This is a genomic window from Methylocaldum sp. 14B, from assembly GCF_002005105.1.
GTDB lineage: Bacteria > Pseudomonadota > Gammaproteobacteria > Methylococcales > Methylococcaceae > Methylocaldum.
Genome location: NZ_MSCV01000016.1, coordinates 75603 through 100701 on the forward strand (window position 1 = coordinate 75603; position 25099 = coordinate 100701).

Below are 25099 nucleotides of genomic sequence, written 5' to 3' on the forward strand. Positions count from 1 at the left end.
ACCCCGCTTGGTCGAATAAGGCCTTGGGCAGCTTTGATGAAGACCGCCGGGGCGCCACTCCTGAACAATCATGTTCCGCAAGACCCGAGGATGGCGCGGCATACGGCAACTAGCGGTGCATATCGAGGGAGTTGTTACGCCGGCGCGGGTCATCATGCTCGGAGCCAATCCATTCGAAGTGGAAATGTATCCAGAGCAAAAGTACCGGTTCGTCAACGCTGCGTAAGAGGCCGAAGTCACTATCGAGGCGTTTCCGCTGTCCAAGTACGGTACAATTCCGGGAAACGTCATGCGAGGATCGAACGAACGCCATCCGCGTGGCCGCGGCTTGACGGAGAATGTGAATCCGAGTACCGTTATCGGCTATTTTTATTTTGTTGTCTCGGCCGAAACGGGCGTTTTCGAAACGCCTGATTCTTTTTTAGGGGTGTTGAAACCGTGGAGCTCAGCGGCGCGGAAATCCTGGTCCAAAGTCTTAAGGACGAAGGGGTTGAATACATTTTCGGTTACCCCGGCGGGGCCGTATTGCATATCTACGATGCTCTGTTCAGACAGGACGACGTGAAGCACATCCTGGTGCGCCACGAACAGGGTGCGACCCATGCCGCGGACGGATACGCGCGCTCGACCGGCAAGCCCGGCGTGGTGCTGGTGACTTCCGGCCCCGGAGCCACCAATGCAGTCACCGGCATCGCGACGGCCTACATGGATTCGATTCCGATGGTAATCATCACCGGCCAAGTGCCCTTGCCGGTCATCGGCAGCGATGCCTTCCAGGAGTGCGACACTATCGGCATCACCCGGCCCTGTGTAAAGCACAATTTCCTGGTAAAGGACGTGCACAAGCTGGCGGAGACCATCAAGAAGGCGTTCTACATCGCCACCACCGGCCGACCCGGTCCCGTGGTGGTCGACGTTCCGAAGGACGTCACCGATCCCAATCTCAAGATTCCTTACGAGTACCCGCGCTCGGTTTCAATCCGCTCCTATAACCCGCAGGTCAAGGGGCATCGGTGGCAGATCAAGAAAGCGGTAGAGTTGTTGCTCTCCGCCAAGAGGCCGATGATCTATTCGGGAGGCGGCGTCATATTGGGCAATGCGTCCGAACAGTTGAAGGAAATTACCCGGATACTCGGATTTCCGATCACCAGTACCTTGATGGGATTGGGGGCCTATCCGGCCACCGATCGGCAGTTTCTGGGCATGCTGGGCATGCACGGAACCTACGAGGCGAATATGGCCATGCACGAATGCGATGTGCTGTTCGCCGTCGGTGCGCGGTTCGACGATCGGGTTACCGGCAAGCTCAGCCAGTTTTGCCCGCATGCGAAGATCATTCACATCGATATCGATCCTGCTTCTATCTCCAAGACGGTGCGCGTCGACGTTCCCATCGTCGGTGAAGTCGGCCCGGTCCTGGAGGACATGATCGAGATACTGGGGAGCAGTGAGAAGCGGGCCGATGAAGATGCTCTTACCGCATGGTGGGATCAAATCGCGCGCTGGCAATCCTTGGACTGCTTGCGTTACGATCGGAATAGTCCGTTGATCAAGCCGCAATACGTCATCGAGCAGTTGTACGAAGTCACCAATGGCGATGCATTCGTAACGTCCGATGTCGGGCAGCATCAAATGTGGACGGCTCAGTTCTACAAATTCGACAAGCCGCGCCGCTGGATCAACTCGGGCGGACTCGGCACCATGGGGTTCGGTTTGCCGGCGGCCATTGGCGCCAAGCTGGCTCACCCCGATGCGGACGTGGCCTGCGTAACCGGGGAGGCGAGCATTCAGATGTGCATCCAGGAGTTGGCTACGGCCCTGCAATACCGCACGCCTATCAAAATCGTGAATCTCAATAACGGTTACATGGGCATGGTCCGCCAGTGGCAGGAATTCACCTACGAAAGCCGCTACTCCCACTCCTACTTGGAGACCATTCCCGATTTCGTCAAGCTGGCCGAAGCTTACGGCCATATCGGCATGCACATCGAAAAGCCCGCCGACGTGCGCCCGGCACTGGAGGAGGCGTTCAAGCTGAAGGATCGTACTGTATTCATGAATTTCCTGACCGATCCGACCGAGAACGTATATCCGATGATCGAGGCCGGCAAGGCTCACCATGAGATGCGCCTCGCTCCCGGCGTCACCATCGAGAGGGAGCTTGCCTGATGCGCCACATCATTTCCATTTTGATGGAGAACGAATCGGGGGCGTTGTCGCGGGTGGCGGGACTTTTTTCCGCACGCGGATACAACATCGAGTCGTTGACCGTGGCGCCCACGGAGGATGCGTCCTTGTCGCGAATGACGCTGGTTACCACCGGCAGCGACGAGATCATCGAGCAGATTACCAAGCAGCTCAACAAGCTGATCGATGTGGTCAAACTCATCGATATTTCGGAATCTTCCCACATCGAACGTGAATTGATGATGGTGAAAGTGCGTGCCGTCGACAGGGCGCGGGAGGAAATCATTCGCCTGACCGATATCTTTCGCGGAAAAATCATCGATGTTACGCCGGTGAGCTACGTCATCGAGGTTACCGGCGAAAAGTCCAAGCTGGACGCGTTTCTCCAGACGCTCGATCAGGAGGCCATCATCGAGGTCGTGCGCTCCGGCACAACGGGCATTCTGCGCGGCGACCGCGGGCTTCACGCCTAACTAATGCCGATGACGACTGCAGCGTATAACAAATGCCAGTATTACCCGTCATTCCGGCAGGGCGTGCCGGAATCCAGAAGCCACGGAAGGTTTTAGCGTCTACGTCCCTGTAAACTGGACCCCGGCAGTCCCAATCGCAAACGGGCCTTTAATCGGCCCCTTCCCTGCCGGGGTGACGATGTGGTTTTTAATTTCGTTACGAATAGTAATCAACCAAAACGATAAATCACGAGGACCATTCATGCAGGTTTATTACGACAAAGATGCCGATCTTTCGATTATTCGGAACAAGAAGGTCGCCATTATCGGCTACGGCTCGCAAGGCCACGCTCACGCCAACAACCTGAAAGATTCAGGCGTTTCGGTCATCGTCGCATTGCGTCCGAGTTCGGCCTCCGCAGTGAAGGCCGAGAACGCGGGGCTGACCGTCATGTCGGTGGAAGAGGCCGTGAAACAAGCCGACGTCATCATGGTACTGGCTCCGGACGAACACCAGGCGAAACTCTATTCCGAGCAGATCGAACCGAACATCAAGCAAGGTGCGGCGTTGGCGTTCGCCCACGGGTTCAATATCCATTTCGAACAGATCCAGCCGCGCGCCGATCTAGACGTGATCATGATCGCGCCGAAAGGCCCCGGCCACCTGGTGCGTTCGACATACACCCAGGGCGGCGGCGTACCCTCCCTGATCGCGGTTTATCAGAACGCTTCGGGACAGGCCAAGGAAATCGCCTTGTCCTATGCCTCTGCAAACGGCGGCGGACGCGCCGGCATCATCGAAACGACCTTCCGCGAAGAGACCGAAACCGACCTGTTCGGTGAACAGGCCGTATTGTGCGGCGGCGCGACGGCACTCGTGCAGGCCGGGTTCGAGACCTTGGTGGAAGCCGGCTACGCTCCCGAAATGGCATACTTCGAGTGCTTGCACGAGCTGAAGCTGATCGTCGATTTGATGTATGAAGGCGGCATCGCCAACATGCGCTATTCAATCTCCAATACCGCCGAATACGGCGACCTGACCCGCGGGCCACGTGTCGTCACGGAGGAGACGAAAAAGGAGATGAAGAAGATTCTCGGCGAAATTCAGCGCGGCGAGTTTGCCCGCGAATTCATTCTGGAGAATCAGGCCGGTTGCGCCACGCTGAAGGCCAAGCGGCGTCTGGGTCGCGAGCACGAAATCGAACAGGTCGGTGCGAAGTTGCGCGACATGATGCCTTGGATCAAAGCCAACAAAATCGTCGATAAAAGCAAGAACTGATTCTTGCTTTCGGCCGGGCACGAGCCAATCGGTTCGTGCTCGACCCGCCGAACTGGCGGCGGGCTATGTTAAGCTAGCCCGCATTATCGGTTGATTCAACTTAAAGCGGGACTATGGAAGAACAAATTCCCCCTGCGAGGCGTCGGCGCGGCATCTATCTCTTGCCGAACTTGTTCACGACAGCAGCGCTTTTCGCCGGTTTCTACGCCATCACCGCCGCCTTTAACGGGCGCTTCGAAGTGGCTGCCGTCGCCATCTTCATTGCCATGGTTCTGGACGGTCTCGACGGACGGGTGGCGCGTCTCACCAATACGCAGAGCGCCTTCGGGGCCGAATACGACAGCATGGCCGACATGATTTCCTTCGGTGCCGCTCCCGCCTTGGTTGCCTACATCTGGTCGCTGACGACGCTGGGCAAGATCGGATGGGTTGCCGCTTTCGTGCACGCCGCCGGTGCAGCGCTTCGCTTGGCCCGCTTCAATACCCAGATCGCAACCGCGGACAAACGGTATTTTCAAGGTTTGCCGAGTCCTTCCGCCGCCGCGATTTTGGCCGGGTTTATCTGGTTTAGCGAAACCTACGGTCTGACCGGCGAGTCCATGCGCTATGTCTCGCTCGGACTAGCCTTGATGACCGGGCTCCTGATGGTCAGCAACTTCCGTTACTACAGCTTCAAGGATGTGGATCTCCGCGGACGGGTGCCGTTCATGTGGGCTATCCTCGTGATGCTGGTATTCGCCTTCATTTTTACCAATCCGCCCCTGATGCTGTTTGTCATGTTTACGGCTTACGCTGTTTCGGGGCCGGTACTGACTTTGCTCGGGCGACGTAAAATGCGGAGCGAGCGCCGAACCTGAGAAGGGACGGGGAATCTGCTGACATTAAAGTCCTTCGCCGGATAAGGCGAAACTATTCCCCACTATGGCGCTTGTACGGTATTCGGATGAGTAATATAGTTGCTCGAAAGGCAGTCACAAATCCATGCATTCAATCGCCAACCTACAACGCCGGAAATCCGACCGACTCATCGGCCGGGTCGGCGCTGTCTGTCGCTCTGAATTCCTCGACCTTCTGCGTCTTCGTCTCCTGCCCTGAGGGGCAGTAGACTTGACGCATTCCAAAATCCTAAGCGCGAACATAAATGCAGGGTCCTCTTGAAGAGAGGCCACGAGAGATAGACGAGGTTTTATCATGAGCGACAAACTCATCATTTTCGACACGACGCTGCGAGACGGCGAGCAAAGTCCCGGCGCTTCCATGACGCGGGACGAAAAGGTGCGCATCGCCAAGGCGCTCGAGCGTCTGCGGGTGGATGTGATCGAGGCCGGTTTTCCGGCGGCGAGTCCCGGCGATTTCGAATCGGTGCAAGCTGTGGCTCGGGCGGTCAAGGAAAGCACGGTATGCGGTTTGGCGCGGGCTTTGGATAGGGACATCGACCGTGCGGGCGAGGCGCTCAAGGAGGCCAATCGGGCGCGTATTCACACGTTTATCGCGACTTCGCCGATTCATATGCAGAGAAAGCTGCGCATGGAGCCCGATCAGGTGATCGAGTATGCCGTAAAGGCTGTAAAAAGGGCGAGGCAGTATACGGATGATGTCGAGTTTTCGCCGGAAGACGCCGGACGTTCGGAAGAAGATTTTCTGTGTCGAATACTCGAGGCGGTTATCGATGCGGGCGCGAAAACCTTGAATATTCCCGATACCGTCGGTTACAGCGTGCCGGAGCAATTCGGCGCCACCATCCGGCGTTTGAGAGAACGTATTCCCAACTCCGATAAAGCTATTTTTTCGGTGCATTGCCACAACGATCTGGGTCTGGCGGTGGCAAATTCGCTGTCCGCCGTCATGAACGGGGCGCGGCAGGTCGAATGCACGATCAACGGCTTGGGCGAACGGGCCGGCAATGCCGCGCTGGAGGAGATCGTCATGGCGGTCAAGACCCGTAAAGACGTGTTTCCCTGCCGAGTCGAGATCGACACCCGAGAAATCGTTGCGTGTTCCAAACTTGTCTCGAATATCACCGGTTTTCCGGTGCAGCCCAACAAGGCGATCGTCGGAGCCAATGCTTTTGCGCACGAGTCCGGCATTCATCAGGACGGCGTTTTGAAGAGCCGCGAGACCTATGAAATCATGAGCGCGGAGGAAGTCGGCTGGACTGCAAACCGGATGGTGCTGGGCAAGCATTCCGGGCGCAACGCGTTTCGCACGCGCATGCAGGAACTGGGGATAGAGTTCGGATCCGAGGCGGAATTGAACGACGCATTCCAGCGTTTCAAGGACTTGGCTGACAAAAAGCACGAAATCTTCGATGAAGACCTGCAGGCTTTGATCACGGAAGCGGGCGTCGAGGCGGAGGACGAGCGGGTTAAGCTTGTCGCGCTCAAGGTATGCTCGGAAACGGGCGAGGTTCCTTGCGCGCGAGTGTCGCTCAAGGTCGAAAACGAAGAAGTGAGCGGCACCGCCCAGGGCAGCGGCGCTGTCGACGCGAGCTTCAAGGCCATCGAATCCGTAGTTCATACCGACTCCACCTTGTTGCTGTATTCGGTCAATAACATCACCACCGGCACCGACGCTCAGGGCGAAGTGACGGTTCGCCTGGAAAAGGGCGGGCGGATCGTCAACGGCCAGGGCGCAGATACCGATATCGTGATCGCTTCGGCCAAGGCCTACATCAATGCGGTCAACAAACTCCTGGCGCCGCGGCAACGCATGCATCCTCAAGTGGCGGGAGACGTTTGATAATGCCCGAGTTTTGCGAAGAGGCGGTCTAAGAACGGTTCCGGCCTATGCCTCGCGATGAACGACGCCTGGATTATCTCCATTCGATGGGTATCCAAGTTTGGGTACCCCGGCGGCGTGCCGCGTTCGAGGCTGCCGAAAATCCGGACCTACCCCAGGCTACGCCGGATGGCTTGAGTGAGAGCCTAATAAGCGCGGTGAATTCGCCTCCGATCGATGCTGTGTCTTCGGGTTGTCTGCCGGATTGGGCGGATTTGGAGGCCCGCGTAGCGGGATGTACCGCCTGTCCGCTACACCAAGGCCGTACTCAGACTGTTTTCGGCGTCGGCAATCGCGAAGCCGAATGGATGGTGATTGGCGAAGCGCCTGGAGAACAGGAAGATCTGCAAGGCGAACCATTCGTGGGGCGGGCCGGGCAATTGCTCAACGAAATGATTCGGGCCGTCGGTCTCAAAAGGGAAGCCGTTTACATCGCTAACGTGATCAAATGCCGTCCGCCCAGGAATCGCGATCCGGCCCCGGAGGAAGCGGCGGCCTGCGAGGGATATTTGAAAGGGCAGGTCGCCTTGATCAAACCTAAGATTATTCTGGCCGTAGGCCGTATTGCCGCGCAAAACTTATTAAAAACCGCGACGCCCATCGGTAAACTACGCGGCCAGGTGCATTATTACGACCAGATTCCGCTGGTGGTGACTTACCATCCCGCTTACCTGCTGCGCTCGCAAACGGAAAAACGTAGGGCATGGGAGGATCTCAAACTAGCCATGCGGGCTTTTCGACAACAAGCATAATTATGTCCGCCATGTTCGATTTGTTCGGCTTGTTCGAGCGCATCAGGAAATTCATCAGTTATGATGCCGAAACCGAGTTTTATTACCGACACTTTCCCAGCCTCGTGAAGAGTGCCGAGTTGATCATTCGTCCGATGCGGCGGTCAGACCTTAAAGTGGTGGCCGCCATTGAGCAAAGTGCATACGAATTCCCTTGGGAGCCGACCACTTTCCGGGACTGCTACACCGTAGGATATTGTTGCTGGGTAGGCGAAAGGGCAGGCCAGGTTGTAAGTTACGGGATCGCGTCGGTGGGGGCGGGGGAGTCGCACGTACTCAATCTCTGTGTGTCGCCGCAAAATCAGGGACAGGGCTACGGGCGCTTGATGCTCGAGAAACTCATGGCGGTCGCCAAGGAGCACAAGGCCGAAACGATTTTTCTCGAAGTGCGTCCTTCCAACAAGCCCGCCATCAAACTTTATCACCAACTGGGGTTCAACGAGATCGGTACCCGCAAAGGCTATTATCCGGCCCGAAACGGCCGGGAAGATGCCCTGGTCATGGCTCGCATGCTGTAATCGCCGGATCGAAAGGCATCTCGTAGGTCGGCAATCCATTGCCGACAAGTTCCTCGCCGATCCAGCGTGTCGGCAACGGATTGCCGACCTACGATTTCACAATCCTCAACATTAATCCGCAGTAAAAATCGCTCTAGCGTCTACGACGGCTCAGAAAAACGTGGCGGCTCATCGAGGGTTTCGAACCGGCCGAATTTGAGCAATATCGTCGGCATAAGCAGCAGATTGAAAAGGGTGGACGATACCAAACCTCCGATAATGATCGCGGCCATGGGACCCATGATCTCGCGACCCGGATTGTCGCTGTCGACGGCGATGGGCAGCATCGCAAGCGCGGTGACTAGCGCCGTCATCAAGATCGAAGGGAGGCGTTCCTGTGCACCCTGAATCGCGGTTTCCAGATTCCACGACTTGTTTTCCCGTTCTACCAAATGCCGGTAATGGGAAATCAGCATAATCGCATTGCGTACCGTGATTCCGAACAAGGTGACGAACCCTACCATCGACCCGACCGAAAGCGTACTGCCCGTCAGGAATGCGGCAGCAACGCCTCCGGCCAGCGAAAAAGGCAGATTCACCAAGGTGAGGAGGGTATGGCGCACACTGTTGATGGCCAAAAAAATCAGCAACATAACGCCAACACCCGACAGCAGCGCATGGACCGTCAGTTCCCGGCGTGCTTTACCTTGCTCCACGGCGGCGCCGCTGAACTCGGGATAGACGTCCGGCGGAAAATCGATGGCGGTGAGCGTTCGCCGGCGAAGTTCTTCCATAAACGACGCCGTGTCCCGACCGGCCACGTTTGCCGTGACGGTCTGCACACGCTGGCCGCCCCGATGAAGTATGTTATACCGTCCGCCGACCTGCTGGATCTCCGCGATTTGGCTCAATTCCACGATAAGACCATCCGCGGTGCGCAGCGGTACGTGCGCTACCGTTTCCGGCCGGTGCCGCAATTCCGGCGGCAGAATCACCGCTACCTCGTAAGCGCGATTGTCCAAGTAATAGGCGCCCGCGATCCGTCCCTGCAAAGCCGTTTGCAGGACATCGGCCACTTCCATCGGACGCAAGCCATAAGCGGCCAAATCGTCGAGTTTCAGCCGGATTTGAAGCTGAGGCGTGCTCGGAGGCGATCGCAGTTGTACGTCGATGGCGCCGGGAATGGTTCGGACAAGATCGGCGATCTGGCGCGCTTTCTGATTGAGTTGGTCGAGGTCGCTTCCGTAGAGATTGATCACGATCGGTGCCGTGTAACCGGAAATGGTTTCGTCGACCCGCTCGGTCAGAAAGGTGTTCGCTTCGAACAGGATTCCCGGAAAATCGTCCAAGATCTGTCTGAGCCGGTTCAGCACAGATTGTTGAGCTTCGCCTGAAAGCGGCTTCAGCCGAACTTCGTACTCGCTGTAGTGGCTGCCGTAAGTGTCGGCACCGCGCTCGGCTCGGCCGGCCCATTGCGAGACCGATTCGACTTCCGGGATCTCGAGAAATTGCCGGGTCAGCAGCCCGCCGATTCTGAGCGATTCCTTCAATGATGTGCCAGGAAGGCTGCTCGTGTGTACGATGTAATGGCCCTCTCGAAGTCGGGGCAGGAATTCTCCGCCGAGATCGGTCAACGCCAGAATCCCTAATCCGCAAATAACCGCGCTGATCGACAGCGTTGCTCTCGGCCGTTTTGCAACGGATCTCAGCAGGGAGGCGTATTTAGGCTGAAGCAGCCGAATCAGCGGCGGGATCTTGTCGGTCTTGCCGCTCTTCAAGAGCATGTAGCAAAGCGCGGGCGTTACCGTCAGCGCTACGAGCAGGGACATGAGAATCGCCAGGATATAGGCATGACCGATCGGAGCGAACAAGCGTCCTGCAATTCCGCCGAGCGTCAGGAGCGGCACAAATACCAATGCGACGATGAAACTGGCGTACACCACGGAGCTGCGTACCTCCATGGAGGCATCGTAGACCACGCGGAAAGTCGGACGCGGATTCGGCCTTAGCCGGTTTTCCCGGAGGCGGCGGAAAATGTTTTCAGTGTCGATTATGGCGTCGTCAACCACCTCGCCCAAGGCGATCGCGAGTCCGCCCAAGATCATGATGTTGAGATTGACACCCAGGTTCAGCAAGGTCACCACGGCGGCGGCTAATGAAAGCGGAATGGCGACAGCGGAGATGAATGCGGTGCGGAAATCGAACAAAAACGCGTAAAGCACCGAGACCACCAGAAAGCCGCCCACCAGCAAATGCCCGGCGAGATTTTGCAAGGATCGCTCGATGTAATCCGCCGGCCGGAATAGCCGGGGGTGGAAATCGATAGCCCGTTTGGCGAAGAGCTGCTCGAACTCCTCGAGCACGCTTTCGACGTTTCGCGAGACGCTCAGCGTATTGGCGCCGTACTGACCGATCACCATCATGACGATGCCGGGCTTTCCGCCGACGGCTGCTGCGCCGATGGGCGGTCTAGGCGCCGTGGTTACGGTCGCGACATCCGCCAGCGTGATATTCGCGCCGTTCTGGCGCAACAGTACGACTTGCCTCAAGGTCTCCTCGGCCGCCGGAAGGCCGACGATGTTCAAACTGATCCGCTGGTTGTCGTTTTCCACGAACCCGGCCCCCGGCATGCCGCTCGCCTGGCGGGCTGCGAGCACGACATCCCCGGCAGCCAGGCCGTAGCGGCGCAGCCTGGCCGGATCGATTTGAATCTGCAATTGGCGGATTTCGCCGCCGAATACGTTCACATCCGCAACGCCCGGTACGGCCAGCAAACGCGGCACGATGGTCCAGTCCACCAGATCGCGAAGCTCCATGAGGCTGTGGGAAGGCGAGCTAAGTCCGATAGTGAGAACCGTCGCGGAGGCCGATGAAAGCGGTACCATCACCGGTGGACCGGCGCCTACGGGCAGTTTGCCGGCGAGCATGTTCAGGCGCTCGCCGACCAGCTGCCGGTTACGGTAAATGTCCGTGCCTTCCTCGAAGACGGCCGTCACCACCGAGAGGCCCTGGATGGATTCGGACCGGATGCTGTCCAGACCGACCAACCCCGCAAGATGCCTTTCGATGCGCGAGGTGACGAGAGTTTCCGTCTGTTCGGCCGTAAGACCCGGTGCTTCGGTCTGAATAACCACGCGGGGGGCGGAAAATTCGGGAAAGATGTCGAGGTTCGCCTGACCGAGACGGAGCGCGCCGTAAATCAGCAGCAGGAGAGAGAGTGCAACGACCACTCCGCGCCGGTGCACGGCGAAGCGAATGATGGCAGACAGCATCAGTCGTCGTCCTCGTCCGGAATATTTCCGCGGAACTCCTCCGAGAGCAATAACTGTCCGCCGGTTACGACGATCTTGTCGCCGGCGGCAAAGCCGTGGTCGACGAACCAGAAATCGGCGTGCTCGCGGTAGGCGGTGATTTCGGTGCGGATGAATGTGCGGTCGTCGGACTGGCGGTAGGCCCAGGGTTTTCCGGCATGCCAAACGATGGCCGACAGTGGCATGGCGATGCCGATCAAGGGCTCACCGGAGGTCGGCAGCCAGGCATTGACTCTCATTCCGGCGCGCAGTCGGTCGCTTGGCGCATGAAAGAAAAAAGTTTCGCCCTGCACGAGATCGTCGGTTTTCGGGGCGGGAGAAATGAGTTCTGCCCGGTGTGCCGCGCTCCGGTGGTTTTCACGGGCGACGAACAGAGATCGCTTGTCGGGCGGCAAGGATTGGCCGCTCGGCAAGGCGATCAGAAGCAATACCCGGCTCCGGCTCAAGAAATCCTGAAACAGACGCGATTCGCCGTCGAAGGCGATGCGGGTTAGTTCGTCGCCCCAGGCCTGCCGGGCTTCGTGCCGAATCTCCCTCATCAGTCGGCGGGCGGCCTCGAGCTTGGCTCGATCGGCCTGATATTGCGCCTCGGCTTGCGCCAAATCGCGGCTGGCCACGATGTCCTCGCGGTGCAGGGTCGTCAGCCGGTTGCGGTTTTTTTGAGCCAACTCGACGGCGGCGTTTGCGATTTCGGCCTCGGTGCCCGCCGTTTGATAACGAACGTGCAAAGCCAATAAAGGCTGAATGTCGACTACTTTGCCGTAGGCCATTATCTCCGGGTGAAACGTCAATGCGTTCAAAACCTCGACGGTCAAGCCGCTAGCCTTTTGTTGCTCCGCTGTCATTCGGACCGCCGCGGCTCTGCGGGACTCGGGTTCGCTTTTTTGAATCGACGCCGGCCGGTCGGAACGCGCTTTCGCGTCGGGGTCGTCATCATCGGAGAACGCCGGAAAGACAAGAGCAGCTGAAAGCAGAACCGCCATGACGGGCGGACATAAGGTCGGCTTCATTGAAAAAGTCGTAACTACGTGAGATTAAAGCGAAAAAAAGATAGTTTCAGAGCCGCGAGACTATAACCCGGCCGATTTGCGAAACACAAACTATCGGCCTGAAAACCCTGACGTGCGTCTCTAATCAGACATGATCTGTCAAAACGATTTGACACTGTATCGACCGAAAACCAAAATGAAAGGCGGATGCTTTCCCGTCATGGCCGGGAAGCTGTCCGACGGATGATGCGTGTAGCACGCATGTCCGGCGACTTAAATTCCACACATCCCATAGAAAGAAAAAGAGGAAAAACCAAATGAGACTCAAGTGTTCGCTCTCTGCTTTGCTATTGGCCGCTGTGGCGGGTACCGCGGGTGCCAACGAAGATCCGGCTGTCGCACGCACAATCGACCAGGTCAAAATGCTCGATGCGTTGTACAAGACCGCGGTCGTGCTGATTACCGAGCATTATGTGGAAAATCCGTCCTCCATTTCGGCAGCAACGGCGTCGAAGCTGTTGTTCGCGGAAATGAAGAAGAACGGGTTTCATGAGGCCCGCCTGATCGGATTGACGGATCAACTGACCAATCCCGAAGAAAACCGTCCGACGGGAAATTTCGAAGAGACGGCGAAGGAAAAGCTATTGTCCGGTGACGAATACTATACGCGGGTGATCAAGGAAGGCGACAAGCGCTATCTTTATATGGCCACAGGAGTCCCGGTCGTGATGGAAAAGTGTGTAATGTGCCACGCCAATTTCAAGGGTAAGACCGGTCCCATAGGCGCACTGGCCTATAAGGTTCCCGTCATCGAATAACTTATCCAAAGCCGAGGAAGCACGGTCTTGGGCCGTGTTTCCCACCCGGCGCTTCTCCATTCCGTTCGTCTTAACCGGCAAGCTGACGAAACGTTGCGGTGCTTCTAACGGATCATTTATTCTGCAATGAACTGCCAAGGAGTCCGTCTATGTTCGATCCAGCGCAATACGGCCCGGTTTTTCAGCCCTTGTTAGACCAAGAGCGATTGAATTCGCTCGGTCCGGGTACGCCTAACGATAAGGCTTTTCCCTTGCTTCAGGCATTGTCGGTCGAGCAGGCATTTCTTCCTCGCCCGGTAAAAGATGTCGGCATGGCCAAATGCTGTCTCGCCGGCTTGTGGCTTTATCACGACTATCTCGAAGAGAGCCATCGCATCAGTCAATCCGTCTCTACCTCCACCGGCAGCTATTGGCACGGCATCATGCACCGCCGAGAGCCGGATAGCTGGAACAGCAAGTATTGGTTCGATCGGGTAGGACAACATCCGGTTTTTCCGGATTTATGCGAGGCTGCAAAAAATCTCGCGGAGCGAGATTCGCCCCTTCCCGAGACGCGATTCTTGCTCGAGCAGAAGCGCTGGGACCCGCATCGGTTCGTCGATCTTTGCGAGGCCAGCCGAACGGGAAAAAGCCGAGGCGAAAACCTGTGCCGAAAGATTCAACTGCGGGAATGGCAATTGCTGTTCGATTATTGCTACAGGCAGGCTGTCGGGATGTGATCGCCGCGGACTAGCGTGCGGACTGTCCATAGCGCTTTTCACGCCACCCGCAGCACTTTCGCTCCACGAATCCGGCGCATTTTGAGGTCGAGCAGCGCGCGATTGGCATCTTCCAGCGCGTATTCTTCGACTTCGGGGCGAATGGGAATCTCGGCGGCCAAGGCCAGAAAATCGCCGACGTCGCTTCGGGCGACGTTCGCCACGCTCTTGATTTCCTTTTCCATCCACAGATGGCTCGGATACTCCAGCCGTAGCAGAGAATCCTTATCGGCATCCTCCTTGCGGATCGCATTGATGACCAGCCTTCCGCCGGGGGCGAGATGCCTCAGGGATTCGACCACGGGCTTCCAAACCGGCGTGGTATCGATGATGGCGTCCAGTTTTGCCGGAGGCTCGTCGTCGGTGTCGCCGGCCCATGCCGCGCCCAACTCCAGGGCAAAGGTGCGTTCCTCCGGATTTCTGGCGAACACGAATACCTGCGTTCCCGGATAACGGTGGCGGACCATCATCAGGACCAGATGGGCCGACGCGCCGAACCCGGTAAGCCCCAGGATCTCGCCATCCTTGAGTTCCGTCAGTTTGAGCGAGCGATAGCCGATCGCGCCGGCACACAGCAAGGGCGCGGCCTCGACGTCGGAGAACGCGTCGGGAATGGCGAACACGAACTCTGCCTGTGCCGTCATGTATTCCGCGTAGCCGCCATGGGCGTCACGCCCGGCGGCTTCGAATTGCTCGCAAAGATTTTCGTTTCCTGCCCGGCAATAGGCGCAGATTCCGCAGGCCGAGTGAATCCAGGCGACGCCTACGCGATCGCCGACGGAAAAACCGGTGGCCGAAGACCCGAGTTCGTCCACTCGGCCTACGACCTGATGCCCTAGGATCACCGGAAGCCGGGGCGGGGGCGTGCGGCCTTCGATCTCGTCCAATTCGGTATGGCAGACGCCGCAGACGGAGACTTTGATCAGCAACTCGTCGGAATGCGGAACCGGTTTTGGCCAATCCGCCAGGGCCAGCGGCGCCGGATTCTCGGCCAGCTTGGAAATTCGTTCGAGGACCATCGCTTTCATGACATCGCTCCTGTGGGAAAGTCCTGCCGGTGTCATCGGCGTGGATCGTACTCGTTGAGATAGGTTGTAATGCCGTAGGAAACCGGCCAGAACAGGGTCTCTATGGCGGCGCCGAAAGGCAGCACCAAGCCCGCCACCGCGCGCTCGGTGAAGGTCGGTTCGGTAAACATGTCGAAATCCCTTCTGAGCTTTTCCCGATCGTCCGTCAGAAGGGCATATTGCAGGCGGGTATCGTGAAACGCCATGGGCCGGTCGGTTCCGCCCAGGCTCAGCGAAGTACAACCGGTTAAGGCCGTCATTGCCATCGAAACTAGCAGCGCCCGAACAAAAAAGGTATTCATTTGGCCTCCGGTCCCCTGTTGAGATTCGGCATTCGGATAAATTCTCCGGGCAGATCAAGAAATAGTCACGAGGGCAGGGGGCCTCGGATGTTCAGGCGCGATGGGTACTCTCGCCCCGGGAGATGCCGCCGGCGATGATGTGAGCGGTGCGCAAAGGCTCCGGCAGCCGGCCATGAACCGCATGCAGCCGGATTAGAGCTTCGGTTTCCCTTACCGACAAGCCGGCACGCTGAACGTAAACTCCGGCGATGGGCTCCATCGGTCCGGCCCGTTCGATAAGCCGCCATTTTCGTTGTCCGCCAGGAACATGATCGAGCAAGGCATCGCGGATTTTAACGAGATTCGGGAGATGGCGGGCTACGACGAGCACCGGCCGTTCCAGTGTATTCTGCAGCCGGTGTATGTCGACGACATTGAATCCGGCGAAAGCGATTCCCTGAAGCAAAACGGCCTGAAGATGGGGATAAAAGCGAGAACCCGTAATCAGTTGAGCCAATATCCGAGTCGCGTTCGCACCGTCCCGGCGCACTTTTCCCGAGAGGACGCCGTCAAGACGAGCGCCCGCGTAGAAGGCGCCTACGATCATGACATCGCCCCGATGATGTCGGTCGAAAGGCGCATCATCGAACCCGATCGCATGAGAAAGACGAGGAGATGCCATTGAGTCTTGCAGTCCGGCGAAATAGCCTCGAAGTTCCAGAACGCGTTATCGTGCTCGACTGTACCGGTTGAGCCGGTGTTCCGACCGGGGGCTCGCGGCGCCGTTTCCGGGTTCAAGTCTCAGCCTAAGTCGGTCTCGTTGATGACCAAATTGCGTCCGCTGTCTTTCGCTTTGAGGAGGCAGCGTTCGGCTCGTTGCATCAGATCGGATAGGGTGTCGCTGGGATGCATTTCTGCAACGCCTGCGCTGATTTTCACCGGGATGGCTTTGCCGTTGTATCGCAATGGAATCCGGTCCAGCAAGGTACGGAGACGGTCAAGAGCGAATGTGGCTCCCGAGGCGTTGCCGCCCGGGAAAACGGCGACGAATTCCTCATCGCCGAAGCGAGCGAAAATATCCTGCGTTCGCAACAGCCCGCGGGCTGCCGTGACCAAATGGGTCAGCGCCTGATCGCCGGCGTCACGACCATGGGCGTCATTGATCTGGCTGAGCCAGTCGATATCGATCAGGCCGATCGATATCTGATCTTTCTGACGCCGGCTTCGCGTGAATTCGCGAGTCAGGACGATGTCGAGACCGCGCCGGTTCAAAATGCCCGTCAGCGGATCGATTCGGTTCAAGCTTCGGCTTTCCTTTATTTCATCCTGGACACGTTGGAGCAATTGCTGGGTTTCCCGTAACTCGGCCTGGGAGTCGGCGACTCTTTGCCTGAGCTGGGAGAGCGTCTTCATGATTTGGCTAAGCGCCTGCTCCACCGAAAAGTCTTGCGTATCGGCGCTCTTCTCGTTGAAAAGCTTCTGAAAGTGGCCATCGAACGTCCCCAACTCAGCGGCGAGACCGAATGTCGTGTCGGTAAGAATCTGCAAGATCGTGTCGACGGCGGCGGTTACTTCGGCCTCGGGTGTTGATTCACCCGGCGATGGCTCCGGCTTTTGTCCGCTCAATTCCCCGGCGATCAGATAATAATGCTCCGCATAATGATCCGGGGTAGGCGGCAAACCCGATTCCGTCAGGCGTCGTAATGCTTGTCGCGCTACCGCAACGGGTTGAGGAGAGATGGTCTCGGCTGTCATTTTGGGCACTTCATCCGTATGGGCGTGGGTTTATAGCGAAAAATAGACTAAATAGCTTGGTTAAGTAAGTTTTGAGCGACATGAACCTAGCGCAAAGCTTCTGGCCTCCGGCCGAAAATTCGGAACGTCAAACATCCGCCATTCTAGCTGCTTCGGGATAGTGGCGGCTCGCGGCGGCGAACATGATCGCAGTGGCGAGCATCAGCAGCGAAAAAAACCAGAAATAATCGGCTCCGGCCAGTTTCGAAGTACCATCGGGGTTCTGAATGAAAAAGTTGACCGCGCTGGTGAAAAGATTTCCGGCGGCGACGGAGACCATGAAAAAGGACATCACGAAGGATTTCATGGTTGGCGGAGCCTGAGTGTAGGAGAACTCCAGACAGGTGATCGACACCATGACTTCCGATGCGGTCAGAACGACATAATTGAGCAGCTGCCAACCGATGGACAGGGAAACGCCGGCATCCAACGCACGCTGAATCCAAGCCGCGAATGCGAATGAAAAAGCCGCCAGCAACATGCCCGCGCCGATTTTCCTCAGCGCCGTGACAGGCATGCGACGTTCCAGGCTCGGATAAATGCCGTAGTAGAAAAGCGGCGTCAGAATCATGATGAGCAACGGATTGGCTGCCTGGATCTGCGAGGGCAGAATCCGGTAGCCCAGAAATGTCTGATCCATCTTCTGGGCCTGTAGCACCCAAGACGAACCGGTCTGATCGAACAGTGCCCAAAACATCGCTACGAACGCATAGATGACGCCGAGCCGGGCAAGGATCCGCCAACTCTCATGACTCAATATTCCCTGCAAGAAAGCGACCCCGCCGGCAGGAATGTGGGCGAAGCGGTAACGGCCCGACCAAAAAATGACCGTAGCAATGAGCATCAGGACTCCCGGCAGCGCGAACGCTGTCGAGGCACCGTAGTGCTCCAGCAACCAAGGTGTCACCAGCATCGATGTGAATGCGCCGAAATTGAGGGCGAAATAAAACCAGCTATAAACCCGGCTGAGCAAATGCCGGTTGGTTTTCGCGAATTGATCGCCGACGTGGGCGGAAACGCAAGGCTTGATGCCGCCCGCGCCCAATGCGATCAAGCTTTGTCCGATCAGGAGCCCGGTGCGGGTGTCGTCCAGTGCGAGGGCCAAGTGCCCCAAGCAATAAACCAGCGACAGCACGATGATCGTGCGGTATTTTCCGAGCCACCCGTCGGCGAGCAGCGCCCCCAGGATCGGGGTGAAATAAGTGGCCGAGACGAATAAGTGAAAATAGCCCTTGGCTTCCTCTTCGCTCATAGGATCTGGATAACCCGCAGGGCTCATCAGGTATTGGCTCATGAACACCACCAGCACCGCACGCATGCCGTAATAACTGAATCGCTCCGCCGCCTCGTTGCCGATGATGTAAGGGATGCCGGGCGGTAGTCCTTCGATCGGAAGAGGCTTGGTGCGGTACGGCGTCATGGTTGCATCACGGTTTGCAGATCGCCTAGGAATGCCGGCGTACCGGAAAAAGCGACGCCGTGCGGACGTGTACTGTGACGGGCCTCCGCCAATCTCGGCCTTTTTTGATTTAAATCAAGAAACGCAGAATTTCCATTGGTTACTGTATACCCGCGCGCCAATTCCGGCGCAGTAATAAAAACAATCATTCGCAAAAAACTATTCTGAGGAAGCCGTAATGGAAAAAGAGAAAGACTACTTCTGGTTCTACATTGGCGGTGTCATCATCGCAGTCGCGATCACTTTGATGATGGTCAAAGGAAGCGAGCACGACAAATACGCCACGGCCGCCAAGGCCATAGCCGAGGATTCCACCAACTCCTCTTACCGATAAAGGCCGGCACGAGCTGCTTTACCGGTCCCGACCCTATCACCAAGCGTATTAGGCAGCCAAATGCAACGTAGGATGAGCGGTTAACCGTGCCCATTCTACGTTGCTAGTTTTTGAGCAGTCGAAAAACGAGCTGCAAGGGGCCTTGCAACCGCGACCGGTATACGAGACCTCGATGCTCATTTCAAGCGCAACGCTTTTTTAGTGCTTTTTCCTCCGGATTATCCGTCGGACTGCTCAGGACAGACTCTTCATCGCTACCTCGTAGACATCCTTCGAAACATTCTCGATTCCGGCGATCCGCTGAAGTTGCTGGCGCATCGATTGCTGCCGCTCCGTGTCGTAGCGCCGCCATGGCGTCAAGGCCGTCAGCATTCGGGCGGCCACTTGCGGATTCAAGGCATTCAAGGCGATGACATGGTCGGCGAGAAACGCGTAGCCCGCGCCGTCGCGGACGTGGAAATTGACCGGGTTGGCCTGGGAAAACGCGCCAATCAGCGAACGAACCCGGTTTGGGGTTTTCAAGTCGAAAGCGGGATGCGAAAGCAATTCTTTGACCCGATCCAATGTTCCGGGTAGACGGCAGGTGGCCTGCAGGGTAAACCACTTGTCGATCACCAGGTCTTCTTCCCGCCAATGCTCGTAGAACTCGGCCAGACAATCGGTTTTTTCCGGATTGCGGCTGTTCACGATCGTCGATAACGCCGAGATTTGATCGGTCATCGTGCGCGCATCGCGGAACTGCCGGACGCTGAGGCGATAAGCTTCTTCGGTCTCCAGCTCGCCTAGGTAAGCGAGACAGACGTTCTTCAGCCGGCGCCGGCCGACGGCCTCGGCGTCGAAGCGGCCGGCCTCGTCGAGATGATGTGTCTGATACAGGCGGCGGAATTCCTGTTCCAAGGTGCGAGCCAGCGCCCGTTTTACGGTTTGCCGGGCTTGGTGAACGGCATCGGGATCGATCACCTTCATCGATGCGCTGATGTATTCCTCGGACGGCAGGGTCAATAGCAACGCCAGATAGGACAAATCGGGCCAGTGATCGGAAATCACCTGCCGATAGGCCTCGGTGAGATGGCTATCGACGGTTTCCGGCGTCTCTCCCTTGGAGAATTGGCCGACGAGATCGAGGATCACCTGGGTGGCCAACTGTTGTCCGGCGTCCCAGCGGTTGAAAGGATCGGGATCGCGGGAGAAAAGGAAAGCGAGTTCCTGGTAGCCGCGTTTCAGATGCAGCCGGACCGGTGCGGAAAATCCTCGCAGGGCGGAGACCACGGGTTTTTCCGGCAGACCGACGAAGCGGAAGCGCTGTTCGGATTCCTTTACGTCCAGCACCCGGGTTTTCTGCCGATGCGGCTCGGATTCGCCCTCGAGCTGCAAGGGCAGCTCCGTGCCGTCCGGCGCCAGCAGGCCTATTGCCAAAGGAATGTGGAACGGGGTCTTTACCGGTTGGCCCGGCGTGGGCGGGCAGCTTTGCCTCACGGTAAGATTGAGAGCTTGGGTTTCCGCATCGTAATCGGCGGCGATACGCACTTCGGGCGTTCCGGCCTGGCTGTACCAGCGGCGGAACTGCGTGAGATCGACGCCGTTGCCGTCCTCCATGCACCTGACGAAGTCGTCGCAGGTCACCGCTTGTCCGTCATGGCGCTGGAAATAGAGATCCGTGCCGTTGCGGAAGCCGTCCTTGCCGAGCAGCGTTTGGATCATGCGGACCACTTCGGCGCCTTTTTCGTAGACGGTCAAGGTATAGAAATTATTGATTTCGATATACGACTCGGGTCGCACGGGATGGGCGAGGGGGCCCGCGTCCTCCGCGAATTGCCGGGTGCGCAGCATGTTGACCTCGTCGATGCGTTTGACGGCTCGGGAAGTCCGGTCGGCGCTGAACTCCTGGTCGCGGAACACGGTCAAGCCTTCCTTGAGGCTGAGCTGGAACCAATCCCGGCAGGTGATTCGGTTGCCGGTCCAGTTATGGAAGTACTCATGGCCGATGACGCCCTCGATATGCTCGTAGTCGGCGTCCGTAGCGGTGTCCGGCCGGGCCAGAACGTACTTGGTGTTGAAGATGTTGAGCCCCTTGTTTTCCATGGCGCCCATGTTGAAATGACCTACCGCCACGATCATGTACAGGTCCAGGTCGTATTCCCGCCCGTAGTTCTCCTCGTCCCAGCGCATGGCGTTCTTGAGGGATTGCATGGCGTGATCGCATTTGTCGAGGTCGTGCTTTTCGACGAAGATCTGCAAGGTGACTTCCTTGCCGGAGCCCGTCACGTAACAGTCTTCGAGGCATTCCAGCCGTCCCGCGACCAGCGCGAACAGATAGGATGGTTTCTTGAAGGGGTCCTCCCATTTCACCCAATGGCGGCCGTTCTTCAGCTCGCCGGTCGCGATGCGGTTGCCGTTGGACAGCAGCACCGGATAACGCGATTTGTCCGCGACCAGGGTCGTCGTGTATTTGGCCATCACGTCCGGGCGGTCGGGGAAATACGTGATCTTCCTGAACCCTTGGGCTTCGCACTGAGTGCAGAGCATGTCCTTGGAGAGATAAAGCCCTTCCAAGGCGGTGTTCGCTTTGGGGTTGATGCGGGTGACGATCTCGAGATCGAACGGACGGTCGGGAACGCTCGGAAGCACCAGGGTTTCTTCGGTCAGACGATACTCGGGGGCGCTTAAATTGCGGCCGTTCAGCCGGATCGATTCGAGCAAGAGCTGTTCGCCGTTCAGTTCGAGTTCCCGGTGCTCGCGCGGCGATTCCGGATTCCGCCGCACCCGAAGCTTGGCGGTGACGCGAGTATTTTCCTCGTCCAATTCGAAAAAAAGATCGACGGTTTCGATGAGATAGTCCGGCGGCGTGTAGTCTTTGAGGTAGACGGTGTTTGGTGTGTGTTCGCGCATCGTGGTCGAGCCTTATGTCGATGATGGTGGAATGATACGGCTTAGACCGGGGAAACGGGAGAGCTGTCGGCTTCCGATTCGCTTTCGATCTTGCTCGATGGCTGAACATGGCCGAAAGCGGTTACCATGAGCGAATGATACGCCCAATTTACAATGCTTCAGTCCTTGCGGCGGCGCTGCTGCTTCTCGGTTGTGGACAGGACCAATCGAGCCGCCGCGTGGTCGGCATTCTGGAATGGGATCGAGTGGAGTTGATTGCCGAAGTATCGGAGCCTATCGTCGAAATTCCGGCCGAAGAAGGCGACTGGGTCGAATCGGGGCAAGTTCTGGTGCGCCTCGATCCGGCACGGCAACAGGCTCGGCTGAACGAGGCGGCGGCGGCGCGGGATCGGGCTGCCGCCCGGTTACAGGAACTGGAAAGGGGACCCCGGATCGAGCGCATCCGGGAGGCAAAGGCCCGGTTCGAAGGCGCCCATCAGGTGTACGAAGTACGCCGTCGCGAATTCGAGCGGGTGAACGAGTTGCTGCCCCGTAAGCTCGTCAGTCCGGACGAGGTGGACCGGGCAAGACGGGAGTTTAAAGCCGCTCTTGCCGAGCGCGACTCGGCTTCGGCCGTACTCGAGGAGCTCAAGGCCGGCACCCGTGTGGAAGAAGTGGAGCAGGCGCGCCAGGCGCTGGCCTCCGCCGAGGCGGCCGTGCAAGTCGCCGAAACCAATCTGGAACGCCTGACCGTGCGGGCGCCTGTGGCGGGGCGTCTTGACAGCCTGCCGCTCAAGCTCGGAAATCAGCCGCAAGTCGGCGCGGTGCTGGCCGTGCTGCTCTCCGGTGCTGCGCCCTATGCACGGGTCTACATTCCGGAACCGATCCGTGTATCCGTCATGCCCGGAGACGCCGCCCGGGTTTGGCTGGACGGTGTCGCCGAGCCGTTTCAAGGCACCGTTCGCATGGTGAGTTCGGATCCCGTCTTTACGCCCTTCTTCGCCCTGACCGAGCGCGACCGGCGGCGTCTAAGCTATGTCGCGAAAATCTATCTGAGCGAAACGGTCCGAAACGTGCCGGCCGGGCTTCCGGTCGAGGCTGAACTCTCGGCCGTTGGGCGGTCCGAGCGGCCATGAGCGGCGACTATGCGATCACGGCGCGCGGGCTGACGCGCCGTTTCGGTACCGTCATCGCCGTCGATCACGTCGATCTCGCCATTTCCCGCGCCACGATCTACGGATTTCTCGGACCGAACGGCTCCGGCAAATCGACCACGATCCGCATGCTGTGCGGTCTGCTGACGCCGTCGGAGGGTGAGGCCGAAGTCTTGGGGCATCGTATTCCCGGCGAAGCCGAAGCCATCAAGCGAAAAATCGGCTACATGACCCAGCGTTTCTCGCTTTACGAAGATCTCACGGTCCGGGAAAACCTGGAGTTCATGGCCGATGTCTACAGTCTGCCGCGTAGGTCCGCCCGGCAGCGCATCGGCCAATTGCTCGATAAATACAATCTCGCGGACCGTGAGCGGCAGCGGGCCGGGACACTCAGCGGAGGCCAAAAGCAACGCCTCGCGCTAGCGGCGGTGACGGTGCACGAGCCGGAACTGCTGTTTTTGGACGAACCGACCAGCGCGGTCGATCCGCAGAGCCGGCGCGATTTCTGGGAAAGCCTGTTCGAGCTTTGCGACAAGGGGACGACGATTTTGGTGTCCACCCACTACATGGACGAAGCGGAGCGCTGCCATGGCCTCGCAATCCTGGACCGCGGTCGGGTAGTCGCGGATGGCGCGCCGCAGGAGTTGGAAAGGCGCATCGACGCCAGCGTCGTGGAAATGGAAACCGGCGATTCGAGGACCGTGCGGCGGCTGCTGACGGATTTGCCCGGCGTGCTCAGCGTGACCCAGCTCGGCATGCGCCTGCGGGTGCTGCTAGACCGATCCGTTGCCGATCCGCTGGCGCTAATCCGTACGGGTCTCATCGGGCAGCGGCTTCAATTCGATGCCCGGTTGACCCACCCGAACCTCGAAGACGTCTTCGTCGCCGCCACCCAGGGCCGCTATCTCAAAGCGCAAGCGTGAAAGGTCTGCTGCGACTTTTTGCCATCCTGCGGAAGGAGGTCCGCCAGCTCAGGCGCGACCGGCTGACGTTCGGCATGATCGTCGGCATTCCGCTGTTGCAGATCACGCTGTTCGGTTTCGCCATCAATACCGATGTGCGCCATTTGAGCGCCGGCGTGGCCGATCACGCCAACACGCAGTTTTCCCGCATTCTGGCCGCCGACGCGCAAGCATCTCAAGTCGTCGACATTACCCGGCGGGTAGAAACGCCGGAACAATTGGAAACCCTGCTTCGGCGAGGTGAAATCTCGGTCGGGATTTTCATTCCTTCGGATTTCGGGCAGCGTCTGGCAAGGCGTGACAGACCGGCCGCCCAGCTCATGATAGACGGGTCCGACCCTCTGATCCTGGCTGCCGCGCGTCAGCTTACCGGAATGAGCTTGCGCTACGATACGGCGCCCAGGCAGACCACCGATGTGCCTTTGTTCGAGATCCGCAATTATTACAACCCGGAACGGCGCTCGGCCGTCAATATCGTGCCCGGCTTGATGGGAGTCATTCTGACGATGACCATGGTGCTGTTCACCGCGGTGGCCATCGTGCGGGAGCGTGAGCGCGGCAATCTCGAACTGCTCATCAATACGCCGGTAAGAAATCTTGAGCTCATGGTGGGGAAGATCATTCCCTACGTCATCATCGGATTGATCCAAGTGAGCCTGATACTTTTGCTCGGAGTTCTGCTGTTCCACGTGCCGATTCAAGGCCGGATGATCGATATTTATCTGGCCGCATTGGTGTTTATCGCGGCCAACTTAACGATGGGATTGGTGATTTCGACACTGGCCCGGACGCAGTTTCAGGCGATGCAGACCACTTTTTTCTTTTTCTTGCCCTCGATACTTATTTCGGGCTTCATGTTTCCCTTCGACGGCATGCCCAGGGCGGCACAATATATTGCCGAATTGCTTCCGCTGACCCATTTCGTCCGGCTGATCCGGGGTATCATGCTGCGCGGCGCGGAATTGTCGGAACTGCTGTCCGAAATGTGGGCTTTGATGGCGTTCATGCTCATCACCCTGGGCGTCGCCATGCTGCGATTCAAGAAGCGGCTGGATTGATCGCGCGAACGTCGCGAAGGTAGAGTATCCTCTCGGGATACGCCGTTGTGGTGCACTCTTTGCTGGATTTTTCGAGACCCCAAGGTGTCTTATTGGAATCCGTTCGAGAATTTCCACCGTCCGGAGTTGCCACCGATCGATGTTCGCTCTGCCCTCGCTCTTTCAGACCGGATTGCATTGACACAGTGCTGCGAGGGAGTCGCCATGCGGAAATCGTCGGCGAGCGGTAACACGTGTACCCCTCTGGCGAGGGCGGCTTCGA

The 25099-nt window shown here is 58.1% G+C and carries 22 protein-coding genes; 14 read left to right on the forward strand and 8 right to left on the reverse strand.

Features of this window, described 5'->3' with window-relative positions:
• Positions 1 to 70: 70 nt before the first annotated feature.
• From B2A78_RS26070 to rimI, 8 genes are all read left to right on the forward strand, one after another.
• A complete protein-coding gene (locus tag B2A78_RS26070) occupies positions 71 to 226 on the forward strand; it encodes a hypothetical protein (RefSeq protein ID WP_168175415.1) in 156 nt (51 codons plus the stop codon).
• A 212-nt stretch (positions 227 to 438) separates the two neighbouring features.
• Positions 439 to 2169, forward strand: coding sequence for an acetolactate synthase 3 large subunit (locus tag B2A78_RS13290; protein ID WP_077730484.1), 1731 nt, complete (start codon positions 439 to 441; stop codon positions 2167 to 2169).
• Positions 2169 to 2660, forward strand: a complete 492-nt coding sequence (gene ilvN / locus B2A78_RS13295; protein WP_077730485.1) for an acetolactate synthase small subunit — start codon at positions 2169 to 2171, stop codon at positions 2658 to 2660. The genes B2A78_RS13290 and ilvN overlap by 1 nt, the downstream gene beginning before the upstream one ends.
• A 241-nt stretch (positions 2661 to 2901) precedes the next feature.
• Positions 2902 to 3918: a ketol-acid reductoisomerase gene (gene ilvC, locus B2A78_RS13300; RefSeq protein WP_077730486.1), complete on the forward strand. Its 1017-nt coding sequence runs from the start codon at positions 2902 to 2904 to the stop codon at positions 3916 to 3918.
• A 113-nt stretch (positions 3919 to 4031) separates the two neighbouring features.
• Complete coding sequence (gene pssA, locus B2A78_RS13305) at positions 4032 to 4775, forward strand: CDP-diacylglycerol--serine O-phosphatidyltransferase (protein WP_077730487.1); 744 nt, start codon at positions 4032 to 4034, stop codon at positions 4773 to 4775.
• A 334-nt stretch (positions 4776 to 5109) separates the two neighbouring features.
• Positions 5110 to 6657 carry a 2-isopropylmalate synthase gene (locus B2A78_RS13310; RefSeq protein ID WP_077730488.1) on the forward strand — a complete coding sequence of 516 codons (1548 nt, stop codon included), beginning with the start codon at positions 5110 to 5112 and terminating at the stop codon, positions 6655 to 6657.
• A 47-nt stretch (positions 6658 to 6704) separates the two neighbouring features.
• On the forward strand, positions 6705 to 7448 hold the full coding sequence (locus B2A78_RS13315; protein ID WP_077730489.1) for a uracil-DNA glycosylase: 744 nt from the start codon (positions 6705 to 6707) through the stop codon (positions 7446 to 7448).
• A gap of 2 nt (positions 7449 to 7450) precedes the next feature.
• A complete protein-coding gene (gene rimI / locus B2A78_RS13320) occupies positions 7451 to 8005 on the forward strand; it encodes a ribosomal protein S18-alanine N-acetyltransferase (protein WP_240502524.1) in 555 nt (184 codons plus the stop codon).
• Between the two features lie 140 nt (positions 8006 to 8145).
• Here rimI and B2A78_RS13325 read toward each other — a convergent pair whose 3' ends face one another.
• Both B2A78_RS13325 and B2A78_RS13330 read right to left on the reverse strand, forming a co-directional pair.
• Complete coding sequence (locus B2A78_RS13325; protein ID WP_077730490.1) at positions 8146 to 11256, reverse strand: efflux RND transporter permease subunit; 3111 nt, start codon at positions 11254 to 11256, stop codon at positions 8146 to 8148.
• Positions 11256 to 12305 carry a hypothetical protein gene (locus B2A78_RS13330; protein WP_240502525.1) on the reverse strand — a complete coding sequence of 350 codons (1050 nt, stop codon included), beginning with the start codon at positions 12303 to 12305 and terminating at the stop codon, positions 11256 to 11258. Before B2A78_RS13330 ends, B2A78_RS13325 begins: the two co-directional genes overlap by 1 nt.
• Positions 12306 to 12601: 296 nt before the next feature.
• On the opposite strand from B2A78_RS13330, the gene B2A78_RS13335 reads away from it, so the two are divergent.
• Complete coding sequence (locus tag B2A78_RS13335; RefSeq protein WP_077730491.1) at positions 12602 to 13102, forward strand: DUF3365 domain-containing protein; 501 nt, start codon at positions 12602 to 12604, stop codon at positions 13100 to 13102.
• Positions 13103 to 13251: 149 nt separating this feature from the next.
• Positions 13252 to 13821, forward strand: a complete 570-nt coding sequence (locus B2A78_RS13340) for a hypothetical protein (RefSeq protein WP_077730492.1) — start codon at positions 13252 to 13254, stop codon at positions 13819 to 13821.
• Positions 13822 to 13859: 38 nt separating this feature from the next.
• Here the strand turns inward: B2A78_RS13340 and B2A78_RS13345 are convergent, their stop codons facing one another.
• The 5 genes from B2A78_RS13345 to B2A78_RS13365 form a co-directional block, all read right to left on the reverse strand.
• Complete coding sequence (locus B2A78_RS13345; RefSeq protein WP_077730493.1) at positions 13860 to 14888, reverse strand: zinc-dependent alcohol dehydrogenase family protein; 1029 nt, start codon at positions 14886 to 14888, stop codon at positions 13860 to 13862.
• A gap of 32 nt (positions 14889 to 14920) precedes the next feature.
• Entirely contained in the window at positions 14921 to 15229 is a 309-nt protein-coding gene (locus B2A78_RS13350) for a hypothetical protein (RefSeq protein WP_077730494.1), read from the reverse strand.
• Positions 15230 to 15320: 91 nt separating this feature from the next.
• Positions 15321 to 15890: a DUF99 family protein gene (locus B2A78_RS13355; protein WP_077730495.1), complete on the reverse strand. Its 570-nt coding sequence runs from the start codon at positions 15888 to 15890 to the stop codon at positions 15321 to 15323.
• 119 nt (positions 15891 to 16009) lie between these two features.
• Positions 16010 to 16963, reverse strand: coding sequence for a diguanylate cyclase (locus B2A78_RS13360; RefSeq protein ID WP_077730496.1), 954 nt, complete (start codon positions 16961 to 16963; stop codon positions 16010 to 16012).
• A 127-nt stretch (positions 16964 to 17090) separates the two neighbouring features.
• Positions 17091 to 18422 (reverse strand): POT family MFS transporter, encoded by a 1332-nt coding sequence (locus B2A78_RS13365; RefSeq protein ID WP_077730497.1) that lies wholly within the window; start codon positions 18420 to 18422, stop codon positions 17091 to 17093.
• Between the two features lie 217 nt (positions 18423 to 18639).
• On the opposite strand from B2A78_RS13365, the gene B2A78_RS26075 reads away from it, so the two are divergent.
• A complete protein-coding gene (locus tag B2A78_RS26075) occupies positions 18640 to 18795 on the forward strand; it encodes a hypothetical protein (RefSeq protein ID WP_166642472.1) in 156 nt (51 codons plus the stop codon).
• Between the two features lie 234 nt (positions 18796 to 19029).
• Here the strand turns inward: B2A78_RS26075 and pepN are convergent, their stop codons facing one another.
• Positions 19030 to 21684: an aminopeptidase N gene (gene pepN, locus B2A78_RS13370; protein WP_077730498.1), complete on the reverse strand. Its 2655-nt coding sequence runs from the start codon at positions 21682 to 21684 to the stop codon at positions 19030 to 19032.
• Positions 21685 to 21818: 134 nt separating this feature from the next.
• Here pepN and B2A78_RS13375 point away from each other — a divergent pair, with 134 nt between their 5' ends.
• From B2A78_RS13375 to B2A78_RS13385, 3 genes are read left to right on the forward strand one after another with little or no spacing between them, the layout of a single operon-like run.
• Entirely contained in the window at positions 21819 to 22799 is a 981-nt protein-coding gene (locus tag B2A78_RS13375) for an HlyD family efflux transporter periplasmic adaptor subunit (protein ID WP_168175416.1), read from the forward strand.
• Positions 22796 to 23740 carry an ABC transporter ATP-binding protein gene (locus tag B2A78_RS13380; RefSeq protein ID WP_156880023.1) on the forward strand — a complete coding sequence of 315 codons (945 nt, stop codon included), beginning with the start codon at positions 22796 to 22798 and terminating at the stop codon, positions 23738 to 23740. The genes B2A78_RS13375 and B2A78_RS13380 overlap by 4 nt, the downstream gene beginning before the upstream one ends.
• Positions 23737 to 24837 carry an ABC transporter permease gene (locus tag B2A78_RS13385; protein WP_077730500.1) on the forward strand — a complete coding sequence of 367 codons (1101 nt, stop codon included), beginning with the start codon at positions 23737 to 23739 and terminating at the stop codon, positions 24835 to 24837. Before B2A78_RS13380 ends, B2A78_RS13385 begins: the two co-directional genes overlap by 4 nt.
• Positions 24838 to 25099 lie beyond the last annotated feature (262 nt).